This is a genomic window from Enterococcus pallens ATCC BAA-351 (genome assembly GCF_000407485.1).
Classification (GTDB): domain Bacteria; phylum Bacillota; class Bacilli; order Lactobacillales; family Enterococcaceae; genus Enterococcus_A; species Enterococcus_A pallens.
The window spans coordinates 235,852-253,773 of record NZ_ASWD01000005.1 but is presented as its reverse complement, the minus strand read 5'-3'; the positions used below and the strand labels follow the sequence as shown (position 1 = coordinate 253,773).

Annotated in this window: 14 protein-coding genes and 1 riboswitch; of the genes, 12 read left to right on the top strand and 2 right to left on the bottom strand. The window is 40.1% G+C overall.

The window, feature by feature from the left end; all coding sequences use genetic code 11:
* Window positions 1-2: 2 nt before the first annotated feature.
* Window positions 3-440, top strand: a complete 438-nt coding sequence (locus I588_RS21010) for a DUF3788 family protein (RefSeq protein WP_034694255.1) — start codon at window positions 3-5, stop codon at window positions 438-440.
* 127 nt (window positions 441-567) lie between these two features.
* Window positions 568-1,545 (top strand): GMP reductase, encoded by a 978-nt coding sequence (gene guaC, locus I588_RS21005; RefSeq protein ID WP_010758876.1) that lies wholly within the window; start codon window positions 568-570, stop codon window positions 1,543-1,545.
* Between the two features lie 50 nt (window positions 1,546-1,595).
* On the opposite strand, the gene I588_RS21000 is transcribed toward guaC, so the two are convergent.
* A complete protein-coding gene (locus tag I588_RS21000) occupies window positions 1,596-2,210 on the bottom strand; it encodes an HAD family hydrolase (RefSeq protein WP_010758877.1) in 615 nt (204 codons plus the stop codon).
* Between the two features lie 194 nt (window positions 2,211-2,404).
* Here I588_RS21000 and I588_RS20995 point away from each other — a divergent pair, with 194 nt between their 5' ends.
* The 8 genes from I588_RS20995 to lpdA all read left to right on the top strand — a co-directional run bounded on the left by I588_RS20995 (window position 2,405) and on the right by lpdA (window position 13,322).
* Complete coding sequence (locus tag I588_RS20995) at window positions 2,405-3,835, top strand: aminotransferase-like domain-containing protein (RefSeq protein WP_010758878.1); 1,431 nt, start codon at window positions 2,405-2,407, stop codon at window positions 3,833-3,835.
* The gene (locus tag I588_RS20990; protein WP_010758879.1) at window positions 3,828-4,556 is read left to right on the top strand and encodes a nitroreductase family protein; all 729 of its coding nucleotides are present in this window, start codon (window positions 3,828-3,830) and stop codon (window positions 4,554-4,556) included. Before I588_RS20995 ends, I588_RS20990 begins: the two co-directional genes overlap by 8 nt.
* A gap of 274 nt (window positions 4,557-4,830) precedes the next feature.
* Window positions 4,831-5,000: riboswitch (M-box (ykoK) riboswitch) on the top strand.
* A gap of 72 nt (window positions 5,001-5,072) precedes the next feature.
* Window positions 5,073-5,195 (top strand): hypothetical protein, encoded by a 123-nt coding sequence (locus I588_RS28090; protein WP_010758880.1) that lies wholly within the window; start codon window positions 5,073-5,075, stop codon window positions 5,193-5,195.
* Entirely contained in the window at window positions 5,158-7,758 is a 2,601-nt protein-coding gene (gene mgtA, locus I588_RS20985) for a magnesium-translocating P-type ATPase (protein WP_034694468.1), read from the top strand. The genes I588_RS28090 and mgtA overlap by 38 nt, the downstream gene beginning before the upstream one ends.
* A 384-nt stretch (window positions 7,759-8,142) precedes the next feature.
* Window positions 8,143-9,252, top strand: a complete 1,110-nt coding sequence (gene pdhA / locus I588_RS20980; protein ID WP_010758882.1) for a pyruvate dehydrogenase (acetyl-transferring) E1 component subunit alpha — start codon at window positions 8,143-8,145, stop codon at window positions 9,250-9,252.
* Between the two features lie 2 nt (window positions 9,253-9,254).
* Window positions 9,255-10,232 (top strand): alpha-ketoacid dehydrogenase subunit beta, encoded by a 978-nt coding sequence (locus I588_RS20975; RefSeq protein ID WP_010758883.1) that lies wholly within the window; start codon window positions 9,255-9,257, stop codon window positions 10,230-10,232.
* Between the two features lie 20 nt (window positions 10,233-10,252).
* Window positions 10,253-11,908 carry a dihydrolipoyllysine-residue acetyltransferase gene (locus tag I588_RS20970; protein WP_010758884.1) on the top strand — a complete coding sequence of 552 codons (1,656 nt, stop codon included), beginning with the start codon at window positions 10,253-10,255 and terminating at the stop codon, window positions 11,906-11,908.
* Window positions 11,909-11,915: 7 nt separating this feature from the next.
* Window positions 11,916-13,322: a dihydrolipoyl dehydrogenase gene (gene lpdA, locus I588_RS20965; protein WP_010758885.1), complete on the top strand. Its 1,407-nt coding sequence runs from the start codon at window positions 11,916-11,918 to the stop codon at window positions 13,320-13,322.
* A 91-nt stretch (window positions 13,323-13,413) separates the two neighbouring features.
* On the opposite strand, the gene I588_RS20960 is transcribed toward lpdA, so the two are convergent.
* Window positions 13,414-14,292, bottom strand: a complete 879-nt coding sequence (locus I588_RS20960) for a LysR family transcriptional regulator (RefSeq protein WP_010758886.1) — start codon at window positions 14,290-14,292, stop codon at window positions 13,414-13,416.
* Window positions 14,293-14,703: 411 nt separating this feature from the next.
* On the opposite strand from I588_RS20960, the gene prdC reads away from it, so the two are divergent.
* Window positions 14,704-15,993 carry a proline reductase-associated electron transfer protein PrdC gene (prdC, locus tag I588_RS20955; protein WP_174316936.1) on the top strand — a complete coding sequence of 430 codons (1,290 nt, stop codon included), beginning with the start codon at window positions 14,704-14,706 and terminating at the stop codon, window positions 15,991-15,993.
* 26 nt (window positions 15,994-16,019) lie between these two features.
* The gene (gene prdA / locus I588_RS20950; RefSeq protein WP_016250089.1) at window positions 16,020-17,918 is read left to right on the top strand and encodes a D-proline reductase (dithiol) proprotein PrdA; all 1,899 of its coding nucleotides are present in this window, start codon (window positions 16,020-16,022) and stop codon (window positions 17,916-17,918) included.
* The last annotated feature ends 4 nt before the right edge of the window (window positions 17,919-17,922 follow it).

Here is a 17,922-nt window from a genome sequence, read left to right as displayed (position 1 = left end):
ATATGGAAAACAAGTGGCAAATATCGCAAATGGAAGCTGCTAAACCGGACTTAAACCAGTTTATGGACTTTTTACCTAACGCTCATTACTTGAAAATTTTACTTGCTCAGCTAAATCGGCATTATGAGCCTGAAATCAAAATTATGTTTCAAAAACGATTTGGCTGGTACATTGAAGTAATACAATATGGTGGTGTCCTGTGCCGCATTATTATCCATGACGATTATTTTTCAGTTGTGACACCCTTCCCCGAGTTTGGTCGAAAATACTTGGAGCCAATGCTTCAGGTGATGTCTGAAGAGTTTAAAGAGGAGTATCAACAGGTAACCAAAGATACTAAGCAATTCGAAATGAATGTGACTACTGAAGCTGAAATGGAGGATGTCATCTATCTAGTCAGCCTTCAAGCCAAAAATTTGAGAGAAATGCAAAAAGTTTGATTTAATGTTCGTGTTTTGCGGAAGTTCTGCAAAAAAAGCTTGCTTTTTGTTCTGAATTGTTGTAAATTACATAGGGCCGATAACGGCTCTATGTTTTTTTACGTCACTCAAATTACGGAGGAAATTCATGAAAGTATTTGATTATGAAGATATTCAACTAATTCCTAACAAATGTATCGTTAACAGCCGTTCCGAATGCGACACTAGCGTTACCTTAGGCAAACATACCTTTAAAATGCCAGTAGTTCCTGCCAATATGCAGACTATTATCGATGAAAAAATTGCTGAATTTTTAGCAGAAAACGGCTATTTTTATATTATGCATCGTTTTTATGAAGAAGAACGAATCCCTTTCATTAAAAAGATGCGCAAACGCGGCTTCATTACCTCTATCAGTGTGGGGGTCAAAGCGAACGAATACGACTTCGTAAAAGAATTGGCTGATAAGAACTTAGCTCCAGATTATATCACAATTGATATTGCCCACGGACACTCTGAACCCGTGATTAAGATGATTAAGCATATTAAGGAATTTTTGCCGCAAACCTTTGTAATTGCTGGAAATGTTGGAACGCCAGAAGCAGTTAGAGAGTTGGAAAATGCGGGGGCTGATGCAACTAAAGTTGGAATTGGACCTGGTAAAGTGTGTATTACTAAAATTAAAACAGGTTTTGGTACTGGCGGCTGGCAACTAGCTGCTCTTGCTTGGTGTGCTAAAGCAGCCCGCAAGCCCATCATTGCAGATGGTGGTATCAGAACCCATGGCGATATCGCAAAATCCGTACGTTTCGGTGCCTCGATGGTGATGATTGGCTCGCTATTTGCCGGTCATGAAGAATCTCCAGGAGAAACCATGGTACAAGATGGTGTGGTGTACAAAGAATATTTCGGTAGTGCTTCAGAATTCCAAAAAGGCGAAAAGAAAAACGTAGAAGGTAAGAAAATTTGGATTCCTTACAAGGGTCCATTACAAGATACCTTGATTGAAATGCAGCAAGACCTGCAATCTTCAATTTCATATGCTGGCGGAAACGATCTGGAAGCAATTCGCACAGTAGACTATGTCGTAGTGAAGAACTCTATTTTCAATGGAGATACTATTTAATAATAAAGTCCAAAAAATCCCGTTGCAGTGTTTTGCAGCGGGATTTTCTATTAAATTTTGATTTCAATTCCGAAATCACTAAAGTACTCTTTTAATGCAATAAGGTCTTTACGAAAGACAAAGCTTTCCATACCAATTGCACGAGCTCCAGCCACATTTACCGGGAGATCATCCAAAAAGATACATTGTGCAGGAACTAGCTGAAAATGGTGACAAAATGTATAGTATACTTCAGCTTCTGGTTTAATTACTTTCCAATCAGCAGTTACAAAAACACCGTCCATATGTTTTAATACGGGGATATTTTTTTCGTATTGATAAAAATCAACAGGGGCATTTGAAAGAACGTAAAGCTTATATCCCAGTTCTTTCAGTTGCACAACAACTGCTTCCATCTCTGGAATTGGTATAATTTCTTGGTACCAAGTATCTAAAATATGGTGAATAGCTTCTTCTAATTCTGCAGGTGCCTTTTTAAGAGCACGGCGGGCAATCTCTTCTTTGGTAATAGTTCCTCGGTCGAAATCAATCCATTCCGCAGTTAAAAAAATGTTCTCCAGTAGATATTTTTGATATTGAGGATTCTCCGTAAATTTGCTAATAAATTTTGCTGGTTCATAGTCGACCAAAACATTGCCTAGATCAAAAACGATATTTTTAATCATTTTTCTCCCTCATTTCTACTAATCTTGTCTATTCATTGTAACAAAAATTATGCAGAGAAATAGAATCCACATAACGGTTTAAGCAAAATAGAAATTTTCAACATCTGTATATGAAAAATGGAGCTATTGATTATTGACAGCCCATTGAAATTGGTTTAGCTTTAAATCATCCAATAAAAAGTTGAGGTTATACTATGTGGGAATTAGACACGACCAAAAAAATACCTGTTTACCAACAAATCATGGAACAAATTATCGAATACATTCAAACAGGACAATTAAATCCTGGTGATCGTTTGCCTTCTGAACGCAAGCTGGCTGATAGATACGGGGTCAATCGTTCGACTGTAGTCCATGCTCTAGAAGAATTGGTGAGTTTAGGTTGGATTATTCGTAAACAGGGTAGTGGAACCTTGGTTAATGAAGGAAAATGGGGTAGAAGTGCGACACCTCGCATGAACTGGCGACAACTGTTAAGCCGAGAGATACCACGAATAGAGACGTATTTGTTAGAATTGCATGAACTTCAAAAGGACCCTCAAGCTTTGGATCTGTATACAGGAGAATTACCTTTAGACTTAATACCTGATTTTCAATTACCTGCTTACACATGGGAAGAGCTTTTAATTGAAGAAAAGAAACAGAGAGAACTTGGGTACCCTCCTTTACAAAAAGTGATATGTGAACGATTAGCTAGAGAACAAGGGTTGAAAGTAGGGACGAATCAAGTATTAATCACTTCTGGTGCTCAACAAGCTTTGTTTCTATTACTGCAAATTATGCTGGAAGCTGGAGACAGCGTGGCAATTGAAGATCCTTCGTTTTTGTATTCTTTACCAATTTTCGATACAGCAGGCGTCCGATTGTATGGCGTGCCTATGGATGAAGAAGGAATGCAAATTGAAGCCTTGGAGCAATTAATACTAGCTAAAAAAGTTAAGCTGATCATTGTGAATCCAACCTTCCAAAATCCTACCGGGAATACTATGACATTAAAGCGGCGCAAGCAATTAATTGCCTTAAGTGAAAAGTACCAATTGCCAATTGTAGAGGATGATGTTTTTAGTGAACTAAATTTTGAACAACTACCATCATCACTGAAGGCATTAGCGCCTCATCAAGTGATTCATCTAGGATCATTGTCAAAGGTTTTTGGTTCTTCTATTAAGATTGGTTGGATTATTGCAGATCAGAATTTAATCCAGCGCTTGGCTGAAGCAAAACAAATGATGGACTTTTCCATCAGTGTTTTCCCTCAGGTTGTGGCTTATACCGCTTTGACGGATAGAGCCTTCGAGGAAAATCGACATTCCTTGATCGCTACCTTGGAAAGTAAGCGAAATTATTTTTACCAATATGCTCAAAGTGTTGCTGATGATTGGGAATTTAAGTCAATAAATGGTGGGCTTTATGTTTGGCTGAAGTGGCGGCACCAGAGATTAACTCGCAAAGACTGGGCTCATTTTTTACAAGAAAAATTACTGGTAGCCCCCTCATTTCTCTTTAGTAATGATACAATGGCTATGCGGGTAAATTATACTCGAATGACAGAAGAGGAGTGTCGCGCCTTTTTTGTGAAATTAAAAAAAATATCGGGAATTATAGGAGGACGTAAGGTTGAATGAAACAATTGAAGTATTGAAAAATCATCGTACTTATCGTGACTTTGATGAAAATTATCAGCTGACAGATGAAGAACTACAGCAAATTTTAGATGCTAGCCGTCAAGCACCCAGTTGGATGAATGGTCAAATGTACAGCATTATTGTCATCAAGAATCCAGACATTCGCCAAAAGTTTGTTGAAATGAATCCAGGTAATCCTCATATGTTAAAGAGTTCTGTATTCTTATTGTTTGCTGCCGATCTGAAACGCACACAAAAAGTTTCAGAGCATTATCAGGTAGATTATCCAATTTCTGAAGGAATTGATCCCTTAATTACGGCAGTAACAGATACTGCGCTAGCTTTACAAAATGCGGTTATAGCCACTGAATCATTAGGCTTAGGTAGTGTGGTAGTCGGCAGCATCCGAAAAGACATAAAAAAAATCAGTGAACTACTGAATTTGCCAGATTATGTCCTACCAATCGCTGGCTTAAGCATTGGAAAACCAACTGTGGAAATGCAGGTAAAACCTCGTTTACCAGAAAAAGTAGTTGTCCATTACGATGGGTATCAAGATTATGACTATCAAGAAATTGAAGAGTACGATCAAACGATGGAAATTTTTGCTGAAGCTCGGGAAACTAAATTATGGAGTAAAAAGTTTGCGGATTATTTTAGTAATAAGCCCAATTCTGCTGTGGATGAATTTGCAAAAGAGCAGCACTTGATAAAAGAATAACTATTTAGACCTTTCTTGATGAATGATAGATTCAAGGAAGGTTTTTTTAGAATTAGTAATTTTATTACATAGTTTTAAAAATCATGGGTTTACTATTGTAGACTACTACATCAAAGTCTTATTTTTGATGAATAATAGTAAAATACTGCTGATAGTTGTTCTTCAGGCTAGACAGGTATTGTCAATCTATTGTTTAATTTCTATTTGATTTTTCACAGATAGCATTCTAATAGTTGACACTGTTATCTATGTCTACTATAGTAAAGATGGAAATTATATTAATTGTTAGGTGAGGCTCCTATATGGACACAAGCTGCTGCCGCGAAAGAATCGAGAGACTCTTAGTTGGTTGAACAGGAATCATCGTGAAGGTGATTCATAACGCAGCTGACAGATTTATCTGTCTACGCCCTATAGTGCTAAAGCTCGACGATGACGACCGTGATTGCTTTTGCGCGTACTCATTATCGAGTACGCGCTTTTTGCTTTGCCTGAAAGAAAGGGAGGTGAGGATCTATGGATCATCCAGATGAAAGTCGACCGAAAATAGAAAAAGTAGGGAAGACAGTGACTTTCTCTACTGGTAGGAGGAAATACTATGATGAACAAAAAGAACCTCATCACACGCAAAATAAGTAAAGATCAAGAATTAATGAAACTAGCACTATTATCAGATCGTGATTTATTCCTGAATTTACGCACATCTTTGAAAGGATTATCTGAAGAGGATGCTCAAGCAAGATTAGAAGAGTATGGTCCCAATGAAGTATCAGCTCAAAAGCCTACTCCAGCAATTATTTTATTCATTCAAGCATTCAATGACTTGTTTGTATATGTGTTGGCACTATTGATGATCGTATCTTTTTTAACTTCTGATTACGAAGCAGCTATTGTTATGGGAATAATGATCTTAGCTAGTGTCCTGATTACTTTCATTCAAGAATATCGTTCGCAAAAAGCAAGTATTGAATTGCGGGAAATGATTGAAAATACGGCGGCAATTACTAGGGAAGGTCAGACAAAAGAAATTCCCATGGATGAAGTAGTACCAGGAGATATTTTAACTTTAGCGACTGGCGATATGATTCCTGCAGATGCAGTTTTAATTTGGACGAAGGATTTATTTGTGAATCAATCTTCTTTGACTGGTGAATCAATGCCAGTAGAGAAATCCGCTTCCATAGATTCTGATGATGAAAATAATGCATTAGATATGTCAAATTTAGTTTTTATGGGGACGGATGTATTAAGCGGTCAGGGACGAGCAATTATTTTGAAAACTGGCCAACAGACTTTCTTTGGCGATATTGCGAAAAATGCCACAACCAAACGCGGCAAAACTTCCTTTGACGTTGGTTTAGCTCGTGTCAGTAAAGTATTGTTGCGCTTGATTATGGTGCTTTTCCCATTAGTTTTCTTAATTAATGGACTCACAAAGGGTGATTGGAGCAATGCCTTTTTCTTCGCTATTGCTGTTGCAGTCGGTTTAACACCAGAAATGCTGCCAATGATTGTCAGCTCTAACTTAGCAAAAGGAGCATTAACCTTATCAAAGCATAAAGTAATCGTGAAGGAACTTCCTTCAATTCAAAACTTAGGGAGTATGGATGTATTATGTACAGATAAGACAGGCACGATTACTGAGGATCGAGTAGTTTTAGTTCAGCACCTTGATCCATTAGGCAAAGAAAATACTCAGGTCTTGGATTTGGCCTTTTTGAATTCAAATTATCAAACAGGCTGGAAAAACCTAATGGACATTGCTGTCATTAATTACTACGAGGAGGAAAGTCGAAAATTACCTTTTGATTCGGTGCAAAAAATTGATGAAATACCGTTTGATTTTTCTCGACGTCGTTTAACTGTCGTGGTAAAGGCGGACGAACACCAATGGATGATTACTAAAGGTGCGGTTGAAGAGATGGCGTCAATCTGTAAATATGTTGAAATTGATGGTGAAGTACTTGAATTCACTGAGGAACTGCATCAACAGTTGAAAAGTGTTAACGAGCGAATGAATCGTCAGGGGATGCGTGTAATTACAGTGGCAATTAAACGAGACGCGCATGACGAAGCTGTTTATAGTACAGAGGACGAAAAGGACATGACCTTGATTGGTTTTATGGGCTTTTTAGATCCGGCGAAAGAATCAGCAATTACTGCGATCGCTTCTTTGCATGAACACGGGGTAGATGTAAAAGTTCTAACAGGCGACAATGCAATTGTAGCGCAAAAGGTTTGCCAAGATGTAGGTATTGACGCAAATAGATTTGTTTTAGGCAACCAGGTCGATCAAATGAGTGATGAAGAGCTGCAGCAGGCAGCAAATCAAACTCATTTATTCGCTAAATTGAATCCCATGCAAAAAGCACGAATTATTGAAGCTTTACAAACAACGGGTCACACAGTTGGTTTTATGGGTGATGGAATAAACGATGCGCCTGCTTTGCGTAAAGCAGATGTAGGAATTTCAGTGGATACAGCAGCGGATATTACTAAAGATGCAAGTTCAATTATACTTTTAGAAAAAAGTTTGAATGTATTGGAAAGTGGAGTAATTGAAGGCCGCAGAGTGTTTAGTAATATGATGAAATACATCAAGATTACCATTAGTTCAAACTTCGGAAATGTGTTTTCCATTTTGATTGCCAGTGCTTTCTTGCCTTTCTTGCCAATGCTGTCATTGCAACTTTTGCTGCAAAACCTAATTTATGATATTGCTCAACTAACTATTCCTTGGGATAACGTTGATGAAGAGGAGCTGCTAAAGCCAACTAAATGGGAAACCAATGGGCTTATGAAATTTACTGTTTGTATTGGACCAGTCAGTTCAATTTTCGATGTGATTACTTTCTTAGTGATGTGGTTCGTATTTGGAGCAAATACTGTTGGAAACCAAAGCTTATTTCAAACAGGCTGGTTCATGGTGGGATTAGCAACTCAGGCTTTAGTCGTTTTAATGGTAAGAACACGAAAAATTCCATTTATTCAAAGCCGACCTTCTCTGCCAGTATTTGCTAGCATAATGTCAGCGGTTATCATTGGTATGATTATTGTTTTGTCGCCATTCCGAGAACAATTTGAATTTGTCCAATTACCTGTCAATTACTGGGTTTGGTTTGTAGGTATTGTCGCAGCGTATATGGCGGCAGTCCAATTTGCTAAGTTCCTTTATATAAAAATTGCAAAAGAATGGATTTGATTGTAACAGAGTAACGATTTTCGTTACTCTGTTTCTTTTTTTGCATTTTCAAGAACAAGTACTAATTTAGATTGTTTCTAATTTCACATGTGATTTTTAAATGAATGTATAATGAAAGAAGAGCGATTTGGTAATCCTTTAGGCCCAGTATTGTGTAGAACGTTTTCAAAAATACACTGAATAAAAAGCTAAAATGAGAAGAGTTTGTTTTTGTTGTCACAATTCACTCAGGAAAATCGCTTCATTTTCTTCAAAATACCACAGCATATTGGTTGTCTTTCACTAATAAAAATGTTACTTTAGATATGTAAGCAACAGAACAATGATACAGATTGAAGCTCTGTATCACTTTCTAAAGACTTAAAGAGAGGATTGTGTTACAACATGGCAGAAAAAAAGAATGCAATTGATTTTGAAGCCTTACTGGAAAATATCAATGCAGATTTCCCAGTCTATCAGGCACTTGATCAAGAGGGGAAAGTCGTAAACGAGGAGTTAATTCCTGAATTAACTGACGAAGAATTAGTAGAATTGATGACAAGAATGGTTTGGTCGCGCGTATTGGATCAACGTTCAACTGCATTAAACCGTCAAGGACGCTTAGGATTTTATGCACCAACCGCAGGACAAGAAGCCAGTCAGCTTGCCAGCCATTTTGCTTTTGAAAAAGAAGATGTTTTACTTCCAGGTTATCGTGATGTGCCTCAATTGGTTCAACACGGACTTCCATTGTCTGAAGCTTTCCTATGGTCTCGTGGTCATGTTGCTGGGAACTTGTATGCTGATGATTTACAAGCATTGCCACCGCAAATCATTATCGGTGCACAGTATGTACAAGCAGCTGGTGTGGCATTAGCCATGAAGAAACGCAAGAAAAAGAATGTAGTCTTCACCTATACTGGTGACGGCGGATCTTCTCAAGGCGATTTTTATGAAGCAATTAACTTTGCAGGAGCTTATCACGCGAATGCAGTTTTCTATATTCAAAATAACGGTTTTGCGATTTCGACTCCACGTGAAAAACAAACCGCGGCAGCAACCTTAGCTCAAAAGGCAGTTGCAGCTGGTATTCCAGGTATCCAAGTAGACGGAATGGACCCATTAGCAATGTACACCGTTTCTAAAATGGCTCGTGAATGGGCAGCTAATGGAAATGGACCTGTTTTAATCGAAGCCTTAACCTATCGTTATGGTCCACATACATTATCTGGAGATGATCCAACTCGTTATCGTACGAAGGACATGGATGATGAATGGCAACAAAAAGATCCATTAATCCGTTTCCGCAATTACTTAACGGAAAAAGGCTTGTGGTCTGAAGAAAAAGAAGAACAAATCATTGAACAAACTAAAGAAGAAATCAAACAAGCAATCGCTGATGCTGATCGTGCACCAAAACAAAAAGTATCTGATTTCTTGAAAAACATGTATGAAGTTCAACCACAAAATATTAAAGAACAAATTGAAATCTACGAAGCGAAGGAGTCGAAATAAAAATGGCACAAAAAACAATGATCCAAGCAATTACAGATGCCTTAGCTCTGATGCTTGAAAAAGATGAAGATGTCTTGGTTTTCGGTGAAGACGTTGGTAAAAACGGTGGGGTCTTCCGAGCAACAGAAGGACTGCAAGATAAATTTGGTGAAGAACGAGTATTTGATACCCCCCTTGCTGAATCAGGAATTGGTGGTTTAGCTTTCGGATTAGCACTAGAAGGCTTTCGTCCCGTTCCCGAAATTCAATTCTTCGGCTTTGTATTTGAAACAATGGACGAGATTGTTGGGCAAATGGCTCGTACTCGCTACCGTATGGGCAATACTCGTAATTTGGCAGTGACTGTCCGTTCACCATTTGGTGGCGGCGTGCATACACCAGAGCTTCACTCAGATAACTTAGAAGGATTAATGGCTCAATCACCTGGTTTGCGTGTGGTTATTCCATCAAATCCTTACGATGCTAAAGGTCTATTGATTGCGTCTATTCGTAACAACGATCCAGTTATTTTCTTGGAACACATGAAACTATACCGTTCGTTCCGTGAGGAAGTGCCAGATGGTATTTATGAAGTACCATTAGATAAAGCAGCTGTAACTAAAGAAGGTTCTGATGTATCCATCATCACATATGGTGCAATGGTTCGTGAAGCGATTAAAGCTGCCGATAATTTGGCAAAAGAAAACATCAATGCTGAAATCATTGATTTGCGTACAGTAGCACCGCTAGATGTGGAAACGATCATAAAATCAGTTGAAAAAACTGGTCGTGTTGTGGTAGTTCAAGAAGCACAAAAACAAGCGGGGGTTTCTGCTCAAGTCATTTCTGAAATTTCCGAGCGGGCTATTCTTTCATTAGAAGCACCAATTGGACGTGTTTCTGCTCCAGATACGATTTTCCCATTTGGACAAGCAGAAGGCATCTGGCTTCCTAATGCAGCAGATATCGAAGCAAAAGTGAAAGAAATCGTAGAGTTTTAAGAAAAGGAGCGAATACAAACATGGCTTTCCAATTTAAGCTGCCAGACATTGGCGAAGGTATCGCAGAGGGTGAAATCGTTAAGTGGTTTGTTAAAGCTGGCGACACCATCGAAGAAGACGATACATTATTAGAAGTACAAAATGATAAATCAGTGGAAGAAATTCCATCACCAGTTAGCGGAACTATCAAAAAAATTGTAGTAGAAGAGGGCACAGTCGCAAACGTTGGCGATGTCTTAGTTGAAATCGATGCTCCAGGGCATGAAGACGACAGCGAAGCATCTTCTCCAGCACCAGCGGAAGCTCAAACACCAGCACATCCAGCGGCTGAACCTACTGAAGCTGTCAGCAATGATGGCGGCGGTGTTTTCCAATTCAAATTACCAGATATCGGTGAAGGAATTGCTGAAGGCGAAATCGTTAAATGGTTCGTCAAAGATGGTGACACTATTGAAGAAGATGATACTTTATTAGAAGTTCAAAACGATAAATCAGTGGAAGAAATTCCATCTCCAGTTACTGGAACGATCAAGAAGATCGTAGTTTCTGAAGGAACTGTCGCAAATGTAGGTGACGTGTTGGTGGAAATCGACGCACCAGGTCATAATAGCGATACAGCAACTGCTGCACCAGAAGCAAGCAAATCCAATCAAACAACCGAGGCAGTTGAAACATCAGCTGAAGCAGGACCGGTTGTCACAGCAGCAGATCCAAATAAACGTGTACTGGCTATGCCTTCAGTTCGCCAATACGCTCGTGAAAAAGATGTGGACATTACTCAAGTGAACGCAACGGGTAAAGGCGGCCGAGTAACAAAAGAAGACATCGATGCTTTTGCATCTGGTGGACAACAAGCTAGTGCATCAGCAGAAAGCAGCTCAGAAGTACAACAAGAAGCAGCGCCACAAGCTTCAGCAACTGAGTCAGCAAAACCAGCTACACCAGCGAAGCCATTCACTTCCAACATGGGTGAAATGGAAACGCGTGAAAAATTAACACCAATGCGCAAAGCAATTTCTAAAGCAATGGTGAACAGCAAGCACACAGCACCACATGTAACCTTGCATGATGAAGTCGAAGTATCAAAACTTTGGGATCATCGCAAGAAATTCAAACAAGTTGCTGCTGACAACGGTACGAAATTAACCTTCTTACCATATGTTGTTAAAGCACTGACAGCAACTGTTAAGAAATACCCAGTCTTGAATGCATCAATCGATGACGCAGCACAAGAAATTGTTTACAAAAATTACTACAACATTGGTATCGCAACAGATACGGATGCAGGTTTATATGTACCAAACATTAAAAATGCCAATATGAAAGGTATGTTTGCTATCGCTGATGAAATCAACGAAAAAGCTGCCTTGGCTCATGACGGCAAACTTTCCGCTGACGATATGCGTAACGGAACAATTACAATTTCAAATATCGGTTCAGTAGGCGGCGGCTTCTTTACTCCAGTAATTAACTATCCTGAAGTAGCGATTTTAGGTGTAGGTACGATTGCTCAACAACCAATTGTAAATGCAGAAGGCGAATTAGCTGTTGGACGCGTAATGAAACTTTCTCTAAGCTTTGACCACCGGATCGTTGATGGTGCAACTGCTCAACAAGCCATGAACAACATCAAACGTCTATTGGCTGAACCAGAATTATTACTAATGGAAGGATGATAGAAACATGGTAGTTGGAGATTTTGCTATTGAATTAGATACAGTCGTGATCGGTTCCGGGCCTGGCGGATATGTTGCCGCCATCCGGGCTGCTGAAATGGGACAAACCGTTGCCATTATTGAAAGAGAATTCATCGGAGGCGTTTGTTTGAACGTTGGATGTATTCCTTCCAAGGCCTTAATTTCTGCAGGCCATCACTACCAAGAAGCGTTGGATTCTTCAACCTTTGGTGTAACTGCCGAAAACGTTAAATTAGACTTTGAAAAAACCCAAGAATGGAAAGAGAACGGTGTAGTAAACAAATTAACCTCCGGCGTAAAATTTCTATTGAAGAAACACAAAGTCGAAATCATTGAAGGAGAAGCCTTCTTTGTGGATGATAAAACCTTGCGTGTGATCCATCCAGATTCTGCGCAAACCTATTCATTTAACAATGCCATCGTCGCAACCGGTTCTCGCCCAATTGAAATTCCTGGATTTAAATTCGGCGGACGGGTATTAGACTCTACTGGCGGGTTGTCATTGAAGGAAGTACCGAAGAAATTCGTTATCATTGGTGGCGGTGTAATTGGTGCGGAATTAGGCGCAGCTTATGCCAACTTAGGCTCGGAAGTAACTATTATTGAAGGAACTCCACAAATTTTACCTACCTATGAAAAAGACATGGTAAAAATCGTGGAAGAAGACTTCAAGAAAAAAGGCGTTAAAATTGTCACTTCTGCTATGGCCCGTGAAGCAGTGGATAACGGTGACAGCGTAAGTGTTCGCTACGAAGTTGACGGCAAAGAAGAAACAATCGAAGCTGATTATGTTATGGTAACAGTTGGTCGTCGTCCGAATACAAACGATATGGGATTAGAACAAGCCGGTGTTGAAATGAACGAACGCGGCTTGATCCAAGTAGATAATCAAGGACGTACCAATATTCCAAATATTTACGCAATCGGCGACATAGTTCCAGGTGCTGCTTTGGCTCACAAAGCCAGTTATGAAGCCAAAATTGCTGCTGAAGCCATTTCTGGTAAGAAGGTAGCTGTGGATTACAAAGCAATGCCAGCTGTTGCCTTTACTGATCCAGAATTAGCATCGGTTGGTATGACGATCAAAGAAGCCAAAGAAGCTGGGCTTGAAGCAAAAGCCTTTAAATTCCCATTCTCTGGTAACGGTCGTGCTTTGTCATTAGCTAAAACAGAAGGATTCATCCGTTTGGTGACAACTGTTGAGGACAATGTAATTATTGGTGCTCAAATCGCTGGGGTTGGGGCCAGTGATATGGTTTCTGAATTAGCATTGGCAATTGAATCAGGCATGAATGCAGAAGATATTGCATTAACGATCCACCCACACCCATCATTAGGGGAAATCGTGATGGATGCTTCTGAGCTAGCTCTTGGAATGCCGATCCATATTTAATATAAATTAAAAATTCAAGAGGCTGACTCGCACCAATCGTATTGGTGTAAGTCAGTCTCTTATTGATATACAATTTTTTTCATACTAATCTTTAAATAGTTGGGTGTTCTTCAAAATAATTTTTAGTGTACTCAACAAACTTTACAACTGCCGGCGTTACAATGTCCTTTGGTATTAGCATGCCTAATTCAATGAATGCTGGTGGGTTTAATTTTTTCTTAACTAAGGTAACATTTCTTCCTTTAGTGATTAATTCATTCATCACACTCATGCCTAAACCTTCTTCGATCATCGCTAAAGCTGAGTAGTTTTCGAAGGTTTGATAACTAATATTTGGAGTAAGTGAATATTTTCTCAATAAATTAGACACATCCTCATCATTTCCTCCAGCTGTAACAATAAAATCATCATGTTCAACATCTCTCAAATCATAGTATTCATCCTCTGCTTTAGGGTGATCCAACGGTAAAACGGCAATCATTGGATCTGTCCCGAGAGGAATCCATTTGTAATTTCCGATATTTTGACTACTGGCAAATCCAAAATCAACTCTTTTTTCATCTAGTAATTTTAAGATTTCCTGATTAACTCCTTCAGTTATCTTTATTCTTATTTTAGGGTATTGTCGATTAAATTGCTTGATAATTTTTGGCAGCCAGTGGTTGGCAACACTGGGATAGCTTCCTATATGAATACTTCCTTGGTTCAAGTCATGCATCTCACTCAATGTTTGCTCGTATTTCTCCTCCAATTTGATAATAGAACGTAAAATTGGCAAGAGCTCAGCACCATCATGAGATAATGTTACCCCTTTTTTGGAACGAAATAGGATTTTAAAACCGATTTCTTCTTCTAAAGAATTCATCATATGAGAAATACCTGAGACCGTATACCCCAGCTCATCTGCTGCTTTAGTAAAGCTTCCTAAATCCACTACTGTCAATAATACTTTGTATTTTCTAGTATCCATTCCTAGTCCACCTTTATCAGTATTTCTTATTAATTTGCCGATTAATCGCGTATTGTTGAATGATCTTCAAGGATAAGTTTAAAAAATAGCGATTTACTTAATGATACTGCTAAATTATATTATTCACAAGGAGCTCTTTCTGTTCAACTGATTCGTGATGTTTTTTACAAAGTTTATAGAATTGTGGAGCATCCAGAAGACATTAAACAAAAATGGAAGTTGAACGGAAATCCACTAGTCCAGTAAAAATGCATGGGGTACTTAAACACTAAGCTGGCTAATGACTAAATGTACTAGGCGCAGTTTCATCATTTGCTAGTACATCTTAATTTGAAACGATTAGCGAACGCAATCGTGAGCTATTAAATTTTACTAATATAGCGGCAGTATAAATACAGGAGGTGAAATAAATTGACACAAATTCTTATACCATTAAAGCAACATGTTGGCGCTCCTTGTAAAGGGATTGTCCAAGCTGGAGAAAAGGTTAAACGAGGTCAGTTGGTTGCGGAGCCAAATGGTCTTGGAGCCAATATTCACAGCAGTTTTTCTGGCAAAGTAGTAGATGTTAGTGACGAAAGTGTTGTTCTGATGATTGATGAGGAACAGGACTTTTCCAGCTATGTACCGATTCCAGAAACAGATTCCATGATTAAAGCGGTAGAAGAAGCCGGAGTTGTTGGTGCTGGCGGAGCTGGTTTCCCAACATTTCTAAAACTGTCCTGTGAAATTTCTGAGGGCGTATTTATTGCCAATGGAGCGGAGTGTGAAGCGCTGCTTGCTCATAACGTGAAACAAATGAGTGAGCATATTGATCAGTTGATCCGTGGAACGAAGTATTGTATGGAGATGGTGAAGGCACCTAAAGGTGTCATTGCGGTGAAAGGTAAACATCGCCAATTAGTGCTGCGCTTAATCAAAGCAGTGGAGGCCGAAGCGAATATTGAGGTGTATCAACTGCCGGATATTTATCCAGCAGGCGATGAACGTATGATTGTTCGTGAGGTGATGGATGTTGTCTTGGAACCAGGCCAGCTTCCAACGGAAGTCGGTGCAGTCATTGATAATGTCGAAACGATCAAACGGATTGCAGAGGCCATTGAAGATCGCAAGCCATTCATCGACAAGGATGTCACGGTTTCTGGACGGGTGAAACAAAAGGAAACGGTCTTTGTAGATGTTCCGATGGGAACACCTGTCAAAACATTAATTAATAATGTAGGCGGCTATGTAGAGCCTCATGGCGAAATCGTTATCGGCGGACCGATGACTGGACGCAGCGGGGAAGAAACAACGCCAATTACGAAAACAAGTGGAGGCGTGCTAGTAGCTATGCCATTTCCACAGGAACACCGCAAAGTCGGCTTGCTGATTTGCGAATGCGGAGGTTCCGCAGAACGGATGACCGAAATCGTGAATAACATGGGCGCTGAAGTTGTCGCTGCAGAACGCTGTAAGCGAATGGTAGAAGTAAATGGAAGATATAGGTGTGCCTTACCAGGTATATGTCCAGGTCAAGCGAAGGCGGTAATGTCCTTGAAAAAACAAGGCGCCGAAGTCGTAATGACTGGCTCCTGTTCTGATTGAACGAACACCGTCATGGGTGTAGCTCCTAGGTTAGGAGTTCCGGTTTATCATCATACAGATCACGTACTGCGGGCTGATGGGCACAGACTATATCGTAAATTACCGACAAATTAAGAAAAAATCTTAGGAGGAATTAACGAATGTCTATTACAGCAGAAACTGCGAAAGAACATGCAAAAGATCCTGCAGTATTATGTTGCCGTGCAGAAGCAGGGAAAGTGATCGCACCAGATGATTTAGAAGATCCAGCGATCTTTGAAGATTTGGAGGATTCAGGGTTACTAGAAATCCCTGAAAACGCGTTAACAATCGAACAAGTACTTGGAACAACGTTAAAGGAAACCACAGATGCCTTGATTCCTTTAACAAGAGAGATTCTTGATGGTGTGAAGGAAGTGGAAGCTGCCGAACCAGAAGTGGCAGAAGAACCAATGCCCGCAGTGTCAGAAGCACCTGTTCACCCCGTACCGCCTGCAGCATCAGCAGTACCATTTGCAGGAGGAACCATCAAGATTCACATTGCAGAAGGAAAAGGTATTGACTTAGAAGTCCCTATGTCCGTTGCTGGATCAATGGGCGTGGCAGCACCTGCTGCACCAGCGCCAATTGCGCCAGAACAAGCAGCCGCTCCTGCACCGCAGGCACCAGCTGCGGAGGCAGAAGTAGAAGAGAAAGTGATTCGCTCGGTTCGTCGTGACTACTTAACGATCGACAAAGTAAAATTTGGCGAAGAGACGAAAATTGAAGGAACAACCTTAATCTTACGTAAGATGGAAGAAATGTGTGCTGAAGCAGTTGAACTAGAAGAACTAGTGGAAAGCATGACCTTTGAAATCATTACGCCAGACCGTTACAACGAATACAGCGAAACCATCATGGACGTTCAACCAATTGCTGCAAAAGCAGAAGGCGATATCGGCCATGGCGTAACACGCGTATTGGACGGTGTGGTCTTGGTAGTAACAGGAACAGACGCAAATGGTGTTCAAATCGGCGAATTCGGTTCATCGGAAGGTGAATTGGACCGCAACATCATGTGGGGACGTCCTGGAGCACCAGAAAAAGGCGAAATTTTCATTAAAACGCAAGTAACAATTAAAGAAGGGGCGAATATGGAACGCCCAGGTCCATTGGCAGCCCATAAAGCGTCCGATTATATTACCCAAGAGATTCGTGAAGCGATTAAAAAAGCAGACGAAGCATTGGTAAGTGCGTCAGAAGAAATCGTGCAAAAACGCCGTTTTGGTAACAAACGTGTCTTGATTGTTAAAGAAATCATGGGACAAGGGGCGATGCACGATAACTTGATTATGCCTGTTGAGCCAGTCGGCACCCTTGGTGCAAAACCCAACGTTGACCTTGGCAACCTGCCAATCATGTTAGCACCGACCGAAGTATTAGATGGTGGTATTCATGCATTGACTTGTATTGGACCTGCATCAAAAGAAACGTCGCGTCATTACTGGAGAGAACCATTGGTGATGGAAGCGATGGAAGATCCAGAAATTGATTTGGTAGGCGTGATGTTTGTCGGTTCACCTCAGGCAAATACTGAAAAATACTATGTGTCAAAACGTCTAGGTATGACGATTGAAGCGATGGATATTGACGGAGCGATTGTAACGACAGAAGGATTCGGAAATAACCACATTGACTTTGCTTCTCATATCGAAGAAATCGGTAAACGAGGCGTCAAGGTTGTAGGGGATTCCTACTCTGCCGTTCAAGGGGCTCTAGTTGTCGGAAACCCAGAAATGGGCGCAATGGTGGATAACAACAAATCAAAACAAGGGATCGAAAATGAAATCTTGTCTAACAATACGTTGTGTAAAGAAGACGCCATTCGCGACTTGGCAATGTTGAAAACACTGATGGGCGGCGGCGAAATTAAAGCAGCTGAACGCAAGTGGAATCCAAATGTGAAGTTAAACAATATCGAAATCATTGAAAAGACGACGGGCAAGAAAGTTGACCTGGTTGACAATGAACAAATTTTACCTAAGAGCAAAAAACGTCAAGAGATTTACGAAAAAGACTAGATTT